The 18,656-nt window shown below is 70.4% G+C and carries 19 protein-coding genes; 18 read left to right on the forward strand and 1 reads right to left on the reverse strand.

The annotated features are described in order from the left end of the window. The first annotated feature begins 26 nt into the window (after nucleotides 1-26). From aroC to AC1DWP_RS01625, 4 genes are all read left to right on the forward strand, one after another. Entirely contained in the window at nucleotides 27-1,250 is a 1,224-nt protein-coding gene (gene aroC / locus AC1DWP_RS01610; protein ID WP_477612700.1) for a chorismate synthase, read from the forward strand. After that, nucleotides 1,247-1,780, forward strand: a complete 534-nt coding sequence (locus tag AC1DWP_RS01615) for a shikimate kinase (protein ID WP_477612701.1) — start codon at nucleotides 1,247-1,249, stop codon at nucleotides 1,778-1,780. The genes aroC and AC1DWP_RS01615 overlap by 4 nt, the downstream gene beginning before the upstream one ends. Then, the gene (gene aroB, locus AC1DWP_RS01620; protein WP_477612702.1) at nucleotides 1,777-2,850 is read left to right on the forward strand and encodes a 3-dehydroquinate synthase; all 1,074 of its coding nucleotides are present in this window, start codon (nucleotides 1,777-1,779) and stop codon (nucleotides 2,848-2,850) included. Before AC1DWP_RS01615 ends, aroB begins: the two co-directional genes overlap by 4 nt. An 82-nt stretch (nucleotides 2,851-2,932) precedes the next feature. Beyond that, complete coding sequence (locus AC1DWP_RS01625) at nucleotides 2,933-3,805, forward strand: peptidase associated/transthyretin-like domain-containing protein (RefSeq protein ID WP_477612703.1); 873 nt, start codon at nucleotides 2,933-2,935, stop codon at nucleotides 3,803-3,805. 74 nt (nucleotides 3,806-3,879) lie between these two features. On the opposite strand, the gene AC1DWP_RS01630 is transcribed toward AC1DWP_RS01625, so the two are convergent. Continuing rightward, nucleotides 3,880-4,848, reverse strand: coding sequence for an aldo/keto reductase (locus tag AC1DWP_RS01630; protein WP_477612704.1), 969 nt, complete (start codon nucleotides 4,846-4,848; stop codon nucleotides 3,880-3,882). A gap of 251 nt (nucleotides 4,849-5,099) precedes the next feature. Here AC1DWP_RS01630 and efp point away from each other — a divergent pair, with 251 nt between their 5' ends. From efp to rpoZ, 14 genes are all read left to right on the forward strand, one after another. Next, entirely contained in the window at nucleotides 5,100-5,660 is a 561-nt protein-coding gene (efp, locus tag AC1DWP_RS01635) for an elongation factor P (protein WP_477612705.1), read from the forward strand. Further along, nucleotides 5,661-6,074 (forward strand): transcription antitermination factor NusB, encoded by a 414-nt coding sequence (gene nusB / locus AC1DWP_RS01640; protein WP_477612706.1) that lies wholly within the window; start codon nucleotides 5,661-5,663, stop codon nucleotides 6,072-6,074. It abuts the gene before it with no gap. 131 nt (nucleotides 6,075-6,205) lie between these two features. Then, entirely contained in the window at nucleotides 6,206-6,850 is a 645-nt protein-coding gene (gene pyrR / locus AC1DWP_RS01645) for a bifunctional pyr operon transcriptional regulator/uracil phosphoribosyltransferase PyrR (protein WP_477613413.1), read from the forward strand. Next, on the forward strand, nucleotides 6,847-7,863 hold the full coding sequence (locus AC1DWP_RS01650) for an aspartate carbamoyltransferase catalytic subunit (RefSeq protein ID WP_477612707.1): 1,017 nt from the start codon (nucleotides 6,847-6,849) through the stop codon (nucleotides 7,861-7,863). The genes pyrR and AC1DWP_RS01650 overlap by 4 nt, the downstream gene beginning before the upstream one ends. Beyond that, nucleotides 7,863-9,152 carry a dihydroorotase gene (locus tag AC1DWP_RS01655; protein ID WP_477612708.1) on the forward strand — a complete coding sequence of 430 codons (1,290 nt, stop codon included), beginning with the start codon at nucleotides 7,863-7,865 and terminating at the stop codon, nucleotides 9,150-9,152. The genes AC1DWP_RS01650 and AC1DWP_RS01655 overlap by 1 nt, the downstream gene beginning before the upstream one ends. After that, entirely contained in the window at nucleotides 9,149-9,808 is a 660-nt protein-coding gene (locus AC1DWP_RS01660) for a PH-like domain-containing protein (RefSeq protein WP_477612709.1), read from the forward strand. The genes AC1DWP_RS01655 and AC1DWP_RS01660 overlap by 4 nt, the downstream gene beginning before the upstream one ends. After that, nucleotides 9,805-11,073 carry a glutamine-hydrolyzing carbamoyl-phosphate synthase small subunit gene (gene carA / locus AC1DWP_RS01665; protein WP_477612710.1) on the forward strand — a complete coding sequence of 423 codons (1,269 nt, stop codon included), beginning with the start codon at nucleotides 9,805-9,807 and terminating at the stop codon, nucleotides 11,071-11,073. Before AC1DWP_RS01660 ends, carA begins: the two co-directional genes overlap by 4 nt. Continuing rightward, nucleotides 11,073-14,438 (forward strand): carbamoyl-phosphate synthase large subunit, encoded by a 3,366-nt coding sequence (gene carB / locus AC1DWP_RS01670; RefSeq protein ID WP_477612711.1) that lies wholly within the window; start codon nucleotides 11,073-11,075, stop codon nucleotides 14,436-14,438. The genes carA and carB overlap by 1 nt, the downstream gene beginning before the upstream one ends. After that, a complete protein-coding gene (locus tag AC1DWP_RS01675; protein ID WP_477612712.1) occupies nucleotides 14,435-15,340 on the forward strand; it encodes a dihydroorotate dehydrogenase electron transfer subunit in 906 nt (301 codons plus the stop codon). The genes carB and AC1DWP_RS01675 overlap by 4 nt, the downstream gene beginning before the upstream one ends. Next, nucleotides 15,340-16,296 (forward strand): dihydroorotate dehydrogenase, encoded by a 957-nt coding sequence (locus AC1DWP_RS01680; RefSeq protein ID WP_477612713.1) that lies wholly within the window; start codon nucleotides 15,340-15,342, stop codon nucleotides 16,294-16,296. Before AC1DWP_RS01675 ends, AC1DWP_RS01680 begins: the two co-directional genes overlap by 1 nt. A 2-nt stretch (nucleotides 16,297-16,298) precedes the next feature. Then, nucleotides 16,299-17,153 (forward strand): orotidine-5'-phosphate decarboxylase, encoded by an 855-nt coding sequence (pyrF, locus tag AC1DWP_RS01685; RefSeq protein WP_477612714.1) that lies wholly within the window; start codon nucleotides 16,299-16,301, stop codon nucleotides 17,151-17,153. A gap of 240 nt (nucleotides 17,154-17,393) precedes the next feature. After that, entirely contained in the window at nucleotides 17,394-17,711 is a 318-nt protein-coding gene (gene mihF, locus AC1DWP_RS01690) for an integration host factor, actinobacterial type (RefSeq protein WP_179420118.1), read from the forward strand. Next, on the forward strand, nucleotides 17,708-18,292 hold the full coding sequence (gene gmk, locus AC1DWP_RS01695) for a guanylate kinase (protein WP_477612715.1): 585 nt from the start codon (nucleotides 17,708-17,710) through the stop codon (nucleotides 18,290-18,292). The genes mihF and gmk overlap by 4 nt, the downstream gene beginning before the upstream one ends. Before the next feature lie 67 nt (nucleotides 18,293-18,359). Continuing rightward, entirely contained in the window at nucleotides 18,360-18,623 is a 264-nt protein-coding gene (gene rpoZ / locus AC1DWP_RS01700) for a DNA-directed RNA polymerase subunit omega (RefSeq protein WP_140737392.1), read from the forward strand. The last annotated feature ends 33 nt before the right edge of the window (nucleotides 18,624-18,656 follow it).

The raw sequence follows: 18,656 nt of genomic DNA on the forward strand, positions 1-18,656 counted from the left end.
CGTGCCCTGCATGGGAGGATCGGGACATGCTTCGCTGGTTGACCGCAGGTGAGTCCCACGGCCCGGCCCTCCTCGCGACGATCGAGGGTCTCCCGGCCGGGGTCGAGGTGACGACCAAGGACGTTGCCGCCGCACTGGCCCGCCGCCGACTCGGCTTCGGCCGTGGCGCTCGGATGAAGTTCGAGCAGGACGACGTCGAGTTCCTCGGAGGTCTGCGCCACGGCGTGACCATGGGGTCCCCCGTCGCCATCCGGATCGGCAACACCGAGTGGCCGAAGTGGGAGACGGTGATGTCTCCCGACCCCGTGTCCGAAGAGGCCTACGCCGCGTCCGACGACGTGAACGCCGAGAAGGAGGTCGCCCGCAACCGACCCCTGACCCGACCGCGCCCGGGCCACGCCGACCTCGTCGGCATGCAGAAGTACGGCTTCGACGACGCGCGGCCGGTGCTCGAGCGGGCCTCCGCCCGCGAGACGGCCGCCCGGGTCGCCCTGGGTGAGGTGGCGTCCCGCTTCCTCGACCAGGCCTATGGCATCCGGCTCGTCTCGCACACGGTCGCCATCGGCGCTGCGGGCGTGTCCGAGGACGCACCGCTGCCGACCCCCGACCAGGTCGAGCAGATCGACGCCGACCCCGTGCGCACCCTCGACCCTGCTGGCTCCGCGGCGATGGTGGCCGAGGTCGAGGCGGCCAAGAAGGACGGCGACACCCTCGGCGGCGTCGTGGAGGTCGTGGCCTACGGGCTGCCGCCGGGCCTGGGTTCGCACGTCCACTGGGACCGGCGGCTCGATGCCCAGCTCGCCGCGGCCCTCATGGGCATCCAGGCCATCAAGGGTGTGGAGGTCGGCGACGGCTTCCGCACCGCAGCCCGTCGTGGGTCTGCTGCCCACGACGAGATGGAGCGCGACGCATCCGGAGTCATCCAGCGGCGCACCGGACGCGCCGGGGGCACCGAGGGTGGCATGTCGACCGGTGACGTCCTGCGCGTGCGTGCCGCGATGAAGCCCATCTCGACAGTGCCCCGCGCCCTCGACACCGTCGACACCACGGGCGCCGAGGCGGCCAAGGCGATCCACCAGCGCTCAGACGTGTGCGCGGTGCCGGCGGCCGGAGTGGTGGCCGAGGCGATGGTGGCCCTCGTGCTCGCGCAGGCCTGCCTCGAGAAGTTCGGTGGGGACTCGGTGACCGAGACGGCTCGCAACCACGCGGCATACCTCGCCTCCATCCCCGAGGCGATGCGCACGTGGTGAGCGGCACAGCCGGACCCCGCGTGGTCCTGATCGGGCCGCCCGGGGTGGGCAAGAGCACGATCGGCCGCCGTCTCGGCAAAGCTCTCGACCTTGCCTGGCACGACACCGACCGCGCCGTCGAGGCAGCCGCGGGGCAGTCGATCGCAGACGTGTTCGTCGACCACGGCGAAGCCCACTTCCGCGAGCTCGAGCGCGCCGAGGTGCTGCGCTCCCTGGCGCAGGAGCCCGGGATCCTGTCGGTCGGAGGCGGAGCGCCGATGGACCCCGAGGTGCAGGCCGCCCTGGCCGGGCACACCGTGGTCTTCCTCGACGTGGGCATCGCGGACGCCGCGCGACGGATCGGGTTCGACGCCAGTCGCCCGCTGCTCATGGTCAACCCCCGGGCGAGCTGGACCAAGATGATGAACGAGCGCCGACCGACCTACCAGCGGCTGGCCACCCTGAGGGTCGACACGGCGGGCCGCAAGCCCGCCGCCGTGGTCGAGGAGATCCTGGCGTTCCTCGGCGCACCCACTGGAGGGCAGGCATGAGCACCACCCGCATCAGCGTCGGAGGGGACTACGACGTCGTCATCGGCACCGGCCTCCTCGACGAGCTGCCCGGACTGGTCGGCGAGGGAGTCCAGCGAGTGCTCGTGGTGCACCCGCGGGCACTCGCGGCCACGGGCGAGGGCGTGCGCGAAGCGTTGGTGGCCAAGGGTTTCGAGGCGTATGCCGCGGAAGTGCCTGACGCCGAGGAAGCCAAGACCGCGCAGGTCGCCGCCTTCCTGTGGGGTGTCCTGGGACAAGCCGGGTTCACCCGCTCCGACGCCATCGTGAGCGTCGGGGGAGGGGCGACCACCGATCTCGCGGGGTTCGTCGCGGCGACCTGGCTGCGCGGCATCAAGGTCGTGCACGTCCCCACGACCCTGCTCGCCATGGTCGATGCGGCCGTGGGCGGCAAGACCGGGATCAACACACCCGAGGGCAAGAACCTCGTCGGGTCGTTCCACCCCCCGGCCGGGGTGCTGTGCGACCTCGCGACGCTGGAGACCTTGCCGACCCATGACTTCGTGGCCGGGCTGGCAGAGGTCGTCAAGTGCGGTTTCATCGCCGACCCCGTCATCCTCGACCTGGTCGAGGCCGACCCCGACGCAGTGAAGCGGGCCGACGGTCCGCACGTCCGCGACCTCATCGAGCGCGCCGTCCAGGTCAAGGCGGACGTGGTCTCGCAGGATCTCAAGGAGGCCGACCTGCGAGAGATCCTGAACTACGGCCACACCTTCGGGCACGCGGTCGAGCAGGTCGAGCGCTATGCGTTCCGGCACGGGGCCGCGGTGTCGATCGGCATGGTCTACGTCGCCGAGCTCGCCCGCCTCGCGGGGAAGATGGACGACGCCCTGGTGGAGCGGCACCGGTCGATCCTGGGCTCGCTGGGTCTGCCGGTGTCCTACCGGGGCGACAAGTGGCCGCAGTTGCTGGACGCGATGAGGCGCGACAAGAAGTCGCGCGGGTCGCTGCTCCGGTTCGTCATCCTGTCCGGGCTGGCCAGACCGGTCCGGCTGGAGGGGCCGGATCCTGCCCTGCTCCAGGCTGCGTACGCCGAGATAAGCCGCGACTGACCAGCAGCCCAACCTCGGGGCTCACAGACAGCGCACAGCAGCCACACAAGAGGTGGATGGCCGGATCGCCCACAGTGGGGGCATGAGCGCGAACCAGAATTCAGAGGATCACGGCGTCGACCACTTCGGCAACGCCCACGACGACCGACACGACCGTGGCCTGGAGTTCGACGTGGCTACGCTGCTGGGCCGTCGGCGAGTCCTGGGCCTGCTCGGCGGGCTCGGCGCCGGAGCGGCGCTGGCCGCGTGTGGGACGTCCGCCGGCTCGGGCACCTCCGGCTCCCCCACGAGCAGCGCTTCGGGTTCCAGCGCCTCAGGCGCGACGCCGAAGGCCGAGGTGCCCGACGAGACCGGAGGGCCCTACCCGGGCGACGGCTCGAACGGCCCCAATGTCCTCGACGACTCCGGCATCGTGCGCTCCGACATCACCACCAGCTTCGGTTCGTCGACGACCAGGGCCGAGGGCATCCCGCTCACGATCAACCTCACGGTGACCGACGGCGGCAACGGCTACGCAGCCATGCAGGGCGCGGCGGTCTACCTGTGGCACTGCAACCGCGACGGTCAGTACTCGCTGTACTCCCAGGGCGTCGAGGATGAGAACTACCTGCGCGGCGTACAGGCGACGAACGCGGCGGGGATGGCGACGTACACCAGCATCTTCCCCGCGGCCTACGACGGGCGTTGGCCCCACATCCACTTCGAGGTCTACTCGTCGGTGGACGACGCGACGAGCAGCGGCCAGATCGTCAAGACCTCGCAGATCGCCCTTCCGGAGGCGGCCTGCAAGGAGGTCTACGCGACCACGGGCTACGAGGCCAGCGTCCAGAACCTCGCCCGGACCTCCGTGACCCAGGACATGGTGTTCGGCAACGACGGCGGGATCTACCAGCTCGCCACCGTCACCGGAAACATCACCGACGGCTACGTGGCCAACCTGACGATCGGTGTCTGACCCCGCCGTCGCACCTCAGCACGCCGGGGGTATGCCGTGTCGTCACCCGGTGCACCTCGCTGAGGCGTCGCCGCTCAGAGCTCGTCGAGCGCGACGAGGTCAGCGGCGGTGGGCTGCCAGCCCGCGGCGCGGGCGTTGCGGGTCACCTGCTCCGCGGTCGTCGCCCCGGCGATGACCGACGTGACGGCCGGCTGCGCGGCGAGACCGCCGATGGCGACGTCCAGCAGCTCGACGTCGCGCTCGGCGGCAAAGCCCTGCAGCGCCTCGACCCGGTCCCAGTCCGCTTCCGCGAGCCACCCGGCCCGGTCTGACTCCAGCGCCGCGCGCGAACCCTCAGGCGCGACTGCACCTCGCCGGTACTTTCCCGTGAGCAGGCCACGGGCCAGGGGGAAGAACGGCAGGATGCCGAGCCCGAAGCGTTCGCAGGCAGGCGTCACCTCGTCCTCGACCGAGCGGTCGAGGAGCGAGTACTCGTTCTGGACGGACACGAAGGAGGCCAGACCCGCCGTCGACGACGTCCACGAGGCGTCGGCGACCTGCCAACCGTCGAAGTTCGAGCACCCGAGGTAGAGCACCTTGCCCTCGCGGACCAGGTCGGTGAGCGCTTCTAGGGTCTCCTCGAGCGGAGTCAGCGGGTCGGGCCGGTGCAGCTGGTACAGGTCGATGTGGTCGGTCTGCAGCCGGCGCAGGCTGGCCTCGACCGCGCGACGGACGTAGCGGCGCGAACCCAGCGCTCCGAAGTCCTCGCCGTTGGCCCCCTGCATGTCCATCCCGAACTTGGTCGCCAGCACGAACTCGTCCCGCTGACCCCGCAGTGCCTCGCCCAGCATCGACTCGCTCTGCCCGGGCTCGCCTCCGTAGATGTCGGCGGTGTCGAGCAGCGTCACGCCGGCGTCGCGGGCGGCGGCCAGGATCGAGCCCACCCCGACCTGGTCCACTCTGCGGCCGAAGGCGTTGCAGCCCACGCCGAGGGCACTGACCATGAGGCCGCTCGACCCGAGCGCGCGGTAGCTCATGTCCTGGGCGGTGTCGGTGGCTGTCATCCACCCAGCCTAGGCGTGCGGTCCAGCCGACCTCGGGCGGTTACCGACCCGGGCTGGCTGCGTGGGGTGGGCTGTGGGGTCGGGTGGGGCTGCGCAGCGATTCGGGGGAGCGTGCGGCCGACGGCTAGACTGTCCGGCGATTCCCACCCCGAACCTTTCCGGGACTGCCGCGCGCGCTCAGCCATGCGGCATACCGGCTCGTGGACTGAGTCCTGACCAGTCTGCGCACCCAAACAGAGAGTGACACCCGCATGGCATCGACCAACGACCTCAAGAACGGCATGGTCCTCAACCTCGAGGGCCAGCTGTGGGCCGTCGTGGAGTTCCAGCACGTCAAGCCCGGCAAGGGCCCGGCCTTCGTGCGCACCAAGCTCAAGCACGTCCTGTCCGGCAAGGTCGTCGACAAGACGTTCAACGCGGGGCTGAAGGTCGAGACCGCCAACGTCGACCGGCGTGACATGCAGTACCTCTACAAGGACGGTACCGACTACGTCTTCATGGACGGGTCGACCTACGACCAGATCCACATCCCGGAGAGCGTCGTCGGCGACGTCGCCAACTACCTCCTGGAGAACCAGAGCGCCCAGGTCGCGACGCACGAGGGCACCGTCCTCTACGTCGAGCTGCCCACCTCGGTCGTCCTCGAGATCACGTACACCGAGCCGGGCCTGCAGGGCGACCGCTCCACCGGTGGCACCAAGCCCGCCACCCTCGAGACCGGCGCGACGATCAACGTCCCGCTGTTCCTCGAGCAGGGCGCCAAGGTCAAGGTCGACACCCGCGACGGCTCCTATCTGGGGCGCGTCAACTAAGTGGGCGCACGGACGAAGGCACGCAAGCGCGCGATCGACCTCCTGTTCGAGGCCGAGAACCGAGGGCTGAACGCCCGCGACCTGCTCGCCGAACGACTCGCGAAGCCGGTCACCGAGGCACCGCTCAGCCAGTACACCTCCGACCTGGTCGAGGGCGTGGTCGCCCACTGGACCGACATCAACGAGCTGCTCTCGACCTACTCGCAGGGCTGGACCCTCGAGCGGATGCCCAGCGTCGACCGCGCGATCCTGCGCCTCGGGGCGTACGAGGTGCTGTACGCAACCGAGGTCCCCGAGAACGTCGCGATCGCCGAAGCCGTCGAGCTGGCCAAGAGCCTGTCCACCGACGACTCGCCGAAGTTCGTCAACGGCCTGCTCGGTCGCCTCGCCGAGGTCAAACCCACCCTCGCCTGAGCTCTGCGCACCGAACGCGTGGTGCGCCTCGGCGGGCCGGTATGCCGCGTGGTCCCGGCACCGGGTAGAGTCACCCGCGAAAGACATCCTTTAACGACCTGTCCTGTGAGGCAGGGAAGGAGGTCCTGACGCTGATGCGTCCTGACTTTGCTGCACCTGCGGCGGTTGAACCCACCGTTCCCGCCTCCCTCTCCGTCGACGCTTCCGGCAGCGCCGGCAATGACTCGGACAGCGACTCCCGTACGGTCATGACCGAGGCCGACGTGGCCCGTGTGCTGCGGCGGATCGCGCACGAGATCCTCGAGCACAACAAGGGCGCCGCCGACCTGGTCGTGCTGGGCATCCCGACCCGGGGGGTCGCGCTGGCGCGCCGGCTGGCCGCCCTTATCGAGGAGGTCGAGGGAGTCCCGGTGGCGGTCGGTGCCCTCGACGTCACGATGCACCGTGACGACCTGCGCAGGCAGCCGACCCGCAGCCCGATGCACACCGACATCCCCGCGAGCGGGATCGACGACAAGGTCGTGGTGCTCGTCGACGACGTGCTCTACTCCGGGCGCACGGTCCGCGCCGCACTGGACGCGCTGTCCGACCTCGGTCGTCCGCGCATCGTGCGCCTCGCCGTTCTCGTCGACCGGGGTCACCGTGAGCTGCCGATCCGCGCCGACCACGTGGGCAAGAACCTGCCCACCTCGAGCACCGAGAAGGTGCGAGTCCGCCTGAGCGAACCCGACCACGTCCAGGACCAGGTCACCATCGCCGGAGGGGACGCCCGATGACCGCCACCACCTCCACCGCCAGCGCCACCCCCACGACGCGCGAGCAGCAGGTGGGCCCCCGGCACACCAAGCGGCACCTCCTGTCGTCCGCTGACCTGTCCCGCGAGCAGGTCCGGGCCATCCTCGACACCGCGTCCGAGATGCACGGCGTCCAGCAGCGTGAGGTCAAGAAGCTCCCGACGCTGCGCGGACGCACGGTCGTGAACCTGTTCTTCGAGGACTCGACCCGCACGCGCAGCTCCTTCGAGATCGCCGGAAAGTGGCTGTCGGCCGACGTCATCAACATCAGTGGCAAGGGTTCGTCGACGTCCAAGGGGGAGTCGCTGCGCGACACCGTCCTGACGGTGGCGGCGATGGGAGTCGATGCCCTCGTGATCCGCCACCACGCGAGCGGCGCCGCCCACCAGGTCAGCCAGTGGGTCGACGCGCACGTCATCAACGCCGGGGACGGGATGCACGAGCACCCGACCCAGGCCCTGCTCGACGCCTACACGATGGAGCGCCGCCTCGGTGACCTCGAGGGCCGACACGTCGTCATCGTCGGCGACCTGACCCACTCACGGGTGGTGCGCTCCAACCTGATCACGCTCAAGACGCTCGGCGCACGGGTCACGCTCGTCGCCCCGCCGACCCTGATGCCCAGCGGCATCACGACGTGGGCGCAGGCTGACGGCTTCGCGCTGTCGCACGACTTCGACGCGGTCCTGCCCACCGCCGACGCGGTGATGATGCTGCGGGTCCAGCGCGAACGGATGAGCGGCGGGTTCTTCCCGACGGCCCGCGAGTACACCGTCGGCTACGGCCTCACGCGCGCGCGGCTCGATGCCCTCATGGCGGCCAACCCCGACGCGGTCATCTGCCACCCGGGCCCGATGAACCGCGGCCTCGAGATCGCGGCCGACGCCGCCGACGGGGCCCAGTCGCTGATCCTCGACCAGGTCAGCGCGGGCGTCGCGGTGCGGATGTCGGTGCTGTACCACTTGCTTGCCGGCAACGAGGGAGAGGACAGCTGATGGCCACGCTGCTCGTCACGGGGGCGGACCTTCTCGGGTCGGGCGCCCAGGACCTGCTGATCGAGGACGGGCTCATCACCGAGGTGGGGTCGATCCGCTCGGCCAAGGGCGCCGATGTCCTGGACGCCGACGGACTGGTCGCGCTCCCGGGTCTGGTCGACCTGCACACCCACCTGCGCGAGCCCGGCCGCGAGGACGCCGAGACGATCGGCTCGGGTTCGGCCGCGGCGGCTGTCGGCGGCTTCACGGCGATCCTCGCGATGGCCAACACCAGTCCCGTGACCGACACTGCCGAGGCGGCCGAGCGCATCCTCGACCTGGGGCGCGCGGCCGGGCTGGTCGACGTCGTGCCCGTCGGCGCCGTCACCAAGGGGCTCGACGGCGAGGAGCTCGCCGAGCTCGGGCTCATGCACCGCTCCCGTGCACGGGTGACGGTCTTCTCCGACGACGGCCACTGCGTCCATGACGCTCGAGTCATGCGCCGCGCCCTGGAGTACGTCCGCGCCTTCGGTGGCGTCGTCTCCCAGCACGCCCAGGACCCCCACCTCGCCGGTCCGCACGCCTGCGCGCACGAGGGCGAGCTCTCGGGCCGCCTCGGTCTGCCCGGGTGGCCCGGCATCGCCGAGGAGTCGATCGTGGCCCGCGACGTCATGCTGGCCCGGCACACGGGTTCGCGGGTGCACGTCGCGCACGTGTCGACTGCCGGCACCGTGGAGGTCATCCGGTGGGCCAAAGCCCAGGGGATCGCCGTCACCGCGGAGGTCACGCCCCACCACCTGGTCCTCACCACCGACCTGCTCGCGGGCTACGACCCCACCTACAAGGTGAACCCGCCACTGCGCCCGCAGGAGGACGTCGACGCCCTGCGCGCCGCGCTCGCCGACGGCACCATCGACGCGGTGGCCACCGACCACGCACCACATGCCCGGCACGACAAGGAGCACGCTTTCGTCGACGCGGCGTTCGGCATGCTCGGGCTCGAGACGGCGCTGTCGGTGGTGAGCGACGTGATGGTGGGCGGTGGCCTGCTCGACTGGGCGGGTGTGGCGCGCGTGATGTCGCAGGCGCCGGCCCGCATCGCAGGGCTGACCTCCCACGGCCAGGCGCTCGTCGAGGGCTCGCCGGCGCACCTGACGCTGGTCGACCCGACGGCCACCGTGACGGTCGACCGCAGCTCGTCGCTGTCGTTGTCCCGCAACAACCCCTGGCACGGGCGCACCCTGCGGGGTGCTGTGCACGCCACGGTCTTCGCCGGTCGAGTGACGGCCCAGAAGGGAGCCATCGCGTGACCCGACTGCAAGCCGTGGGCGTGATGCTCGTGGCCCTCGGCCTGATCTATGCCCTGCTGTATGCCGCGTGGTTGCGCAAGCGGCGCGAGCACGAGTCCGCGGCCATCGCGCTGGAGCGCAACCGCACCACGCGCGACCACGCCCTGGAGGCTCCCGCCCTCAAGGAGAAGCCCCCGCAGGTCATCGCGGAGGGAACCTACGTGAGCACCACGACGGCCGAGAGCAGGCTCGAGCGGGTGACGGTGGATGGCCTCGGCAACCGTGCCAAGGCGACCCTCATCGTCAGTCGCGGAGACGTCGACGAGCTGGTCCGCATCGACAGGCAGGGCGAGGCCACCATCATCATCCCGGCCGCCCGACTCATCTCCGCCCGCCGGGAGCGCGGCATGGTCGGCAAGTTCGTCGGCGCCAACCGCCTCGTGGCGCTGCAGTGGCGGGCCGAGAACGGGGACGTCTACGAGACCGGCTTCCTGCCCCGTTTCAAGGCGGACGTCGAACGGGTCGAGTCGGCCCTGTGGTGGCACACGGGTGACTCGCCAGACGGCCCCGACAGTACCGAGAGCACCGAGAGTGCCGTGAGTGCCGGCGGCGCCGAGACGACCCAGGCCGACGAGGCGCCCACCGATCCCGAGACCGAACGAAAGACGACACCATGAGCGCCGCTGCACACGGGTTCGACCTGGCCACTGCTCTTGACAGGGCCCCCGCCCTCCTCGTCCTCGAGGACGGTCGCACCTTCCGGGGGGACACCTACGGCGCCACGGGCCAGACGGTCGGCGAGGCGGTCTTCTCCACGGGGATGACCGGCTACCAGGAGACCCTGACCGACCCGAGCTACCACCGGCAGGTGGTCGTCATGACGGCCCCCCACGTCGGTAACACCGGCGTCAACGACGAGGACAACGAGTCGGGCAGGTTCTGGGTGGCGGGCTACGTCGTGCGCGACCCCGCGCTGCGCCCGTCCAGCTGGCGCTCCCAGCGGTCGCTCGAGGACGCACTGGTCGAGCAGGGAGTGGTGGGCATCAGCGGGATCGACACCCGTGCCCTGACCCGGCACCTGCGCGAGCGGGGTGCGATGCGGGTCGGCATCTTCTCGGGGGAGCGGGCAGGGCTGCCGGTGACCGAGCTGGTCAACGCCGTCCAGCGGGCTCCGCTGATGAAGGGGGCCGCGCTGGCGGCCGAGGTGAGCACCAAGGAGACCTACGTCGTGCCGGCCGTCGGGGAACGACGGTTCACCGTGGCCGCACTCGACCTCGGGATCAAGGCGATGACCCCGACCCTGATGGCGCAGCAGGGCATCGAGGTCCACGTCCTGCCCGCCTCCTCGACGATCGAGGACATCCGTGCGGTGGGGGAGGACGGCCCCGACGGGGTGTTCTTCTCCAACGGGCCCGGTGACCCGGCGACCGCCGATGCCGAGGTGGCTGTGCTTCGCCAGGTGCTCGACTCGCGCATCCCGTTCTTCGGCATCTGCTTCGGCAACCAGCTGCTCGGGCGGGCCCTGGGTTTCGGCACGTACAAGCTGAAGTACGGCCACCGGGGCATCAACCAACCGGTGCTGGACCGCAGCACCGGCAAGGTCGAGGTCACGGCCCACAACCACGGCTTCGCCGTCGACGCCCCGACCGACCGTGAGGTGCCCGCGCCCGCCGACGAAGCCGACGGCACGGCATACGGACGGGTCCGGGTGTCGCACGTGTGCCTCAACGACGACGTCGTCGAGGGGCTGGAATGCCTCGACGTGCCTGCCTACTCGGTCCAGTACCACCCGGAGGCGGCCGCGGGGCCGCACGACGCCGGCTACCTCTTCGACCGTTTCGTGACACTGATGGAAAGCAGGAGTATGAGCTCGCCAGACATTCGGGGCCCCCGTGAAGTATCGGAGCGAGGCACGAGCGCAGAACTTCGTGGGGTGAATTGATGCCCAAGCGCGACGACATCAAGAGCGTTCTCGTCATCGGCTCCGGCCCGATCGTCATCGGCCAGGCCTGCGAGTTCGACTACTCCGGCACGCAGGCCTGTCGGGTCCTGCGCGAGGAGGGCATCAGGGTGATCCTGGTCAACTCCAACCCGGCCACCATCATGACCGACCCGGAGTTCGCGGACGCGACCTACGTCGAGCCGATCACCCCTGACATCGTCGAGGCGATCATCGCCCGCGAGCGCCCGGACGCGGTGCTCGCGACCCTCGGTGGGCAGACCGCCCTCAACTGCGCGATCGCCCTGCACGAGTCCGGCGTCCTGGAGAAGTACGACTGCCCCCTCATCGGCGCCAACGTCGAGGCGATCCAGCTCGGCGAGGACCGCGAGAAGTTCAAGGGGGTCGTAGAGCGCTGCGGCGCGGAGTCGGCAAAGTCTCTGATCTGCCACACGATGGACGAATGCCTCACTGCCGCAACCGAACTCGGCTATCCGGTCGTTGTCCGCCCGTCGTTCACCATGGGTGGCCTCGGCTCAGGCTTCGCCTACGACGAGAAGGATCTTCGCCGCATCGCCGGAGACGGCCTGCAGTACTCACCGGTCACCGAGGTGCTCCTCGAGGAGTCGATCACCGGCTGGAAGGAGTACGAGCTCGAGGTGATGCGCGACCACGTCGACAACGTCGTGGTGGTCTGCTCGATCGAGAACCTCGACCCGATGGGTGTGCACACCGGTGACTCGATCACCGTGGCGCCTGCGCTGACCCTGACCGACCGCGAGTACCAGCGGCTGCGCGACATCGGCATCGCGATCATCCGCGAGGTCGGTGTCGACACCGGTGGCTGCAACATCCAGTTCGCGGTCAACCCGGTCGACGGCCGGATCATCGTCATCGAGATGAACCCGCGGGTGTCACGGTCGTCCGCGCTGGCCTCCAAGGCGACCGGGTTCCCGATCGCCAAGATCGCCGCGAAGATGGCCATCGGCTACACCCTCGACGAGGTGCCCAACGACATCACCCGCGAGACGCCGGCGTCGTTCGAGCCCAGCCTCGACTACGTCGTCGTCAAGGTGCCGCGGTTCGCGTTCGAGAAGTTCCCGGCCGCCGATCCGACCCTGACCACCACGATGAAGTCGGTGGGTGAGGCGATGTCGATCGGCCGCAACTTCACCGAGGCGCTGCAGAAGGCGCTGCGGTCGATGGAGCGCAAGGACAGCACCTTCCACTGGGACGGCCCGACCCCCAGCGAGGAGCAGGCCCGCACCTTCCTGCACTCCGCCAGGACGCCCACGGACGGGCGCATCGTCACCGTCCAGCAGGCGATGCGCGGCGGCCTGTCCGTCGAGGAGGTCCACGAGGCCACCGGCATCGACCCGTGGTTCCTCGACCAGATGGCGCTGGTCAACGCCATCGCCGACCGGGTCGTCGCCGCGCCCGAGCTCACGCCGACCCTCCTGCGGCTGGCCAAGCGGCACGGCTTCAGCGACGTGCAGCTCGCCTCGTTGCGGGGTATGCCGGAGGCGGTCGTCCGCGGCGTGCGGCACGCCCTCGGCGTGCGCCCGGTCTACAAGACCGTCGACACGTGTGCGGCGGAGTTCGCTGCCACGACGCCGTACCACTACAGCACCTACGACGAGGAGACCGAGGTGGCGCCGCGGGAGAAGCCCGCTGTCCTCATCCTCGGCAGTGGTCCCAACCGGATCGGGCAGGGCGTCGAGTTCGACTACTCGTGTGTCCACGCCAGCTTCGCCCTGCGCGAGGCGGGCTACGACACCGTGATGGTCAACTGCAACCCCGAGACCGTTTCCACGGACTACGACACGAGCAGCCGGCTCTACTTCGAACCGCTGACCCTCGAGGACGTCCTCGAGGTCGTGCACGCCGAGCAGCAGGCCGGCCCGGTCGCCGGGGTCATCGTCCAGCTCGGCGGCCAGACGCCGCTGGGTCTGGCCAAGGCTCTCAAGGAGGCCGGCGTCCCCATCGTCGGCACCAGCCCGGAGGCCATCGACCTCGCCGAGGACCGCGGTGCCTTCGGCCGCGTCCTGGCCGAGGCGCAGCTGCCGGCACCCAAGCACGGCACTGCCTACAGTGCCGCCGAGGCGGTGGAGGTCGCCCGCGAGATCGGCTACCCCGTCCTCGTGCGCCCCTCCTACGTCCTCGGCGGACGCGGCATGGAGATCGTCTACGACGACGAGACCCTGGCCACCTACGTCACCCGGGCCACCGTTGCGAGCCCCGAGCACCCCGTCCTCGTGGACCGGTTCCTCGACGACGCGATCGAGATCGACGTGGACGCGCTCTACGACGGCACGGAGATGTACCTCGGCGGGATCATGGAGCACATCGAGGAGGCCGGCATCCACTCCGGCGACTCGGCCTGCACCCTGCCGCCGGTGACGCTCGGTGTGGCCGAGCTGGAACGCGTCCGCGAGGCGACCCTCAAGCTCGCCGAGGGCATCGGCGTGCGCGGCCTGATGAACGTCCAGTTCGCGCTGGCCCAGGACATCCTCTACGTCCTGGAGGCCAATCCCCGCGCGTCGCGCACCGTCCCGTTCGTGGCGAAGGCGACCGGGGTCCCCGTCGCCAAGGCAGCGGCCAGGGTCATGCTCGGGGCCACCATCAAGGAGCTCCGCGCGGAGGGGCTGCTGCCGCCGCACGGCGACGGGGGCTCGATGCCCGCCCACGCCCCGGTGGCTGTCAAGGAGGCCGTGCTGCCCTTCAAACGGTTCCGCACGCGCGACGGCCAGGTCGTCGACAGCCTGCTCGGCCCCGAGATGCGCTCGACCGGTGAGGTCATGGGCATCGACCAGGACTTCGGGACGGCGTTCGCCAAGGGAATGCTCGCGGCCGGCTCCGGGCTGCCGCGCGAAGGCAGGATCTTCGTCTCGGTCGCCAACCGCGACAAGCGCGCGATGATCTTCCCGGTCAAGCGGCTCGCCGATCTCGGTTTCACGATCGTGGCCACGACGGGCACCGCGGATGTCCTGCGGCGCAACGGGATCCCGTCCCAGGTCGTCCACAAGCACAGCGAGCGATCGGAGGGCGACGAGAGCATCGTCGACCTGATCCTTGCCGGCGAGATCGCCATGGTGGTCAACACCCCCAGCGGCCCCAACGCGCGCGCAGACGGTTACGCCATCCGCGCTGCCACGACGTCGATGGACAAGCCGATCGTCACCACGGTCCAGGAGCTGGCGGCGGCGGTGCAGGGCATCGAGGCGCAGATGCACGGCGTGTTCACCGTGAAGCCGTTGCAGGAGCACGCCCGCGACCTCGACCTCTACGGCACCGGCACCGGCAAGGGAGCGGTCCGGCCGGGCAGCTCGGCTTCCGCGTCCGGCGTCGGGGCGGGCGGGGTCGCGTGAGCGCGGCGACCACGCGGCATACCTCGCAGGGCTCTGGCGTGGTGCAGGTGACCGGCGAGCTGATCGCGACCCGACGGGTCGGCGCCTACCACCACCTCACCTTCGTGGCCCCCGGGCTGGCCGAGCTGGCCCATCCGGGTCAGTTCGTGGCCCTCGCCGTGGGTGGTGACACGAGCGCCACCCTGTTGCGCCGGTGCTTCTCCATCCACAAGGTGAGCCCGTCGGGCACCTACGGCGGCACCGTCGACGTCGTGATCTCGGCCGTGGGGCCGGGCACCCGATGGCTCAGCACGCTGCGCGCCCACGACGAGGTCGACATCGTCGGGCCGCTCGGGCGCCCCTTCCCGCTGCCCAAGGAGCCGGTGGCCTGCGTGCTCGTCGGCGGCGGCTACGGCAGCGCCCCGCTGTTCTGGCTGGCCGAGGCGCTGCGCGCTCGGGGCTGCCACGTCGAGATGGTCCTGGGGGCCGCCACCGAGTCCAAGCTGTTCGGCGTCGTCGAGGCACGGCGCTACGCCGACGGTGTCTCGGTCACGACCGACGACGGTTCGGCCGGGACCAAGGGCTGGGTCTCCGACGTGCTGCCGGAGGTCATCCGGCGCACCGGTGCCTCGGTCGTCTACGGCTGCGGACCCATGGGCATGCTCAAGTCGATCACGGACGTCGCTGCCGCCGAGGGCGCGGTCGCCCAGGTGGCCGTCGAGGAGTCGATGGCGTGCGGCGTGGGTGTGTGCATGACCTGCGTCATGCCCGTCACGGGGAACGACGGGGCCACGCGGATGGTGAGGTCCTGCGTCGAGGGGCCGGTGTTCCGCGGGGACCGCGTGCGGTGGGACGCCTTCGCCGACGGGGTATGCCGGGTGCCCGCCGACACGGTCGGCGCGCCCCGGGTGGGCGGTCACTGATGGCGGTCGACATGTCGGTGCGGCTCGGGTCGGTGACGCTGCCGAGCCCGATGATGACGGCCTCGGGCTGCGCGGCGAACGGTCGCGAGCTGGCGCGGTTCTTCGACATCCGCGAGCTGGGCGCCTTCGTCACCAAGTCGGTGATGGCCGACCCGCGGTCGGGACGTGGCACACCGCGGATGGCCGAGACCCCCGCCGGCATGCTCAACTCGATCGGCCTCCAGGGGCCCGGCATCTCCGCGTTCGTCGACAAGGACCTCGCCTGGCTCAAGCAGGCCGGGGCCCGCACCCTGGTCTCCATCGCCGGCAACACCAGCGGCGAGTTCGCCGACGTTGCCGCGACCCTGCGCGCGAGTGACGCCTTCGACGCGGTCGTGGGCGTGGAGGTCAACATCTCCTGTCCCAACGTCGCCAACCGCGGCCTCGTCTTCGCCTGCGACCCGATGGCCAGTGCCAAGGTCGTCGCACTGGTGCGCGAGCAGCTGCCGCGGGACATCCCCATCTTCGCCAAGCTCACTCCCGACGTGACAGACATCGTCGGTGTGGCCCAGGCCTGTGTGAAGGCGGGTGCCGACGGGCTGACCATGATCAACACGTTGCTGGGCATGGTCATCGACACCGACCGGCTGCGGCCGCAGGTGGCAGGGGTGACAGGCGGCCTGTCTGGGCCGGCGATCCGGCCGGTGGCGGTCCGCGCCATCTGGCAGACACGGGCCGCGATGCTCGAGGGGCGACTGCCGACAGTGCCGATCATCGGGGTCGGCGGGGTGCGCACCGGACGGGACGCGCTGGAGCTGGTGGCGGCAGGCGCGAGCGCGGTGCAGGTGGGCACAGCGACGTTCAACGACCCCAGCGCACCGGTGCGAGTGGGTCGCGAGCTGGCAGAACTGTTGCAGGACAAGGGATTCGAGCGACTCACCGATGCAGTCGGTGTCGCCCACGGGAGGTTGGCGTGACCATGACGGAGCTGACGTTCGGACAAAGGCTGCGCGGGGCGATGGACTCCCGTGGCCCCCTGTGTGCCGGGATCGATCCCCACCGCGCCCTGGTCGAGTCGTGGGGGCTCGGATACGACGTCGACGGACTGGCCGCCTTCACGGACACGTGCGTCGAGGCCTTTGCCGGACACGTCGGGGTGGTGAAGCCGCAGTCGGCCTTCTTCGAGGTGTTCGGGTCGCGAGGGGTCGCCATCCTGGAGCGCGCCATCCTCGCGCTGCGTGAGGCGGGCACCCTCGTGATCCTCGACGCCAAGCGAGGCGACATCGGCTCGACCATGGCGGCCTACGCCGAGGCCTATCTCGGCAAGGACGCCGTCGCGCCCGCCGATGCCGTCACGGTGAGCCCCTACCTGGGGTTCGAGTCCCTGCGGCCCGCCCTGGACCTGGCGGCCCAGACCGGCAGGGGCGTCTTCGTCCTGGGCCTGACGTCCAACCCCGAGGGTCGCTCCGTGCAGCACGCCCGGCTGCGGGACGTCAGCGTCGCCGAGTCGATGGTGGCTGGTGCGGCCGGTGAGAACGCCGCCGCCCGCGAGCGCGGCGAGCTGGGCAGTGTGGGGCTCGTGGTCGGGGCGACGGTCGGCTCTGCCGTCCAGGAGCTCGGTCTCGACCTAGCCGGGGCCACGGCACCGCTCCTCGCGCCCGGGGTCGGCGCCCAGGGCGGCACGAGCGAGGACCTGCGGCGCGTGTTCGGGGACGCCCTGCCCAACGTGCTGCCCGCCAGCAGCCGCGACGTCCTCAACGCCGGACCGGACGTGGCAGCCCTGCGTGACCGCGCCATGGGCACGAACGACTCCTTGGCCGCCCTCCTGCAGTGAGCTTTCCCGCGAGCACCGCTCCGAGCTTTTCCGCACTGCGTCCCGCACCGAGTCCCGCACTGAGCTGCCCGCGCTGAGCACGGCGCTGGACGCACCGAGCTTCGCCGAGAACGCTGAGGTCAGGCCCTGTGACCGGCGCCATGGAGCCTCGAGGGGAAACCCGGCCTCGCGGTTGCTAGAGTCGGAAGACATCACCCAGACACGAACCCGTGCCGACCCGCTTGCGCAAGGAGTACCACCGTGGCCCTTCCCCCGTTGACCCCGGAGCAGCGTGCGGCGGCCCTCGAGAAGGCTGCCGTGGCCCGCCGCGAGCGAGCTGCGGTGAAGAACCGGCTGAAGTACGCCCAGGGTTCGCTCAAGGAGGTCATCGCCGACGGCAAGGCCAACGAGGTCGTCGGCAAGATGAAGGTCTCCGCGCTGCTCGAGTCGATGCCCGGGGTGGGCCGGGTCCGTGCGCGCCAGATCATGGAGGAGGTCGGCATCTCCGAGAGCCGCCGCGTCCGTGGCCTGGGTGCCAACCAGATCTCCGCGCTGCTCACCCGCTTCGACGAGGCGTGAGCCGACGCGCTTCCGTCGGCGAGGACCGCCCCCGGCGGCTCGTCGTCCTCGCGGGTCCCACCGCCGTGGGCAAGGGCACCCTGTCCGCCCACGTCCGCGACAACTTCCCCGAGGTCTGGCTCTCGGTCAGTGCCACTACCCGCAGCCCGCGCCCGGGGGAGGTCGAGGGCGTCCACTACCACTTCGTCGACGAGGCCGAGTTCTCGCGGATGGAGCAGGCCGGAGAGCTGCTGGAGTCGGCGGTCGTGCACGGTCGCAACCACTACGGGACGCCGCGCGCTCCGGTGGAGCGGGCGCTGCGCGAGCACAGGATGGCATTGCTCGAGATCGACCTCCAGGGCGCCCGCCAGGTCCGGGACACCATGCCCGAGGCCTTGTTCGTCTTCCTCGCCCCACCCAGCTGGGACGAGCTCGTGCGCCGGCTGGTCGGTCGCGGCACCGAGGACGCGGAGGAGCGGGGCCGTCGGCTGGACACCGCGAAGGTCGAAATGGCCGCCGAGGACGAGTTCGACGTGACCATCGTCAACGACGACGTTCGTCGTGCGGCGGAAGAACTCGTATCATTGATGCGATCGCACTGACGCCCGGCGTCAGAAGCTGAGCCAACCGTCCAGAAGCTGAGTCAGTCCAACAGAATTGAGTACCCCCGTGTCTGGAACCGTCGCCAACCCGATCGGCATCACCAACCCGCCGATCGACGACCTGCTCACCAAGGCCGACTCCAAGTACGCCCTGGTGATCTACTCGGCCAAGCGCGCCCGCCAGATCAACGCGTACTACAGCCAGCTGCAGGAGGGCCTGCTCGAGAACGTCGGCCCGCTCGTCGACAGCCAGGTCCACGAGAAGCCGATGTCGATCGCCCTGCGCGAGATCAACGAGGGCCTGGTCATCTCCACGCCGATCGAGAGCTGAGCCCGGACGCGGGCCGGACGAGAGCAGGGGACA

The organism is Pedococcus sp. P2_F6 (assembly GCF_056403675.1).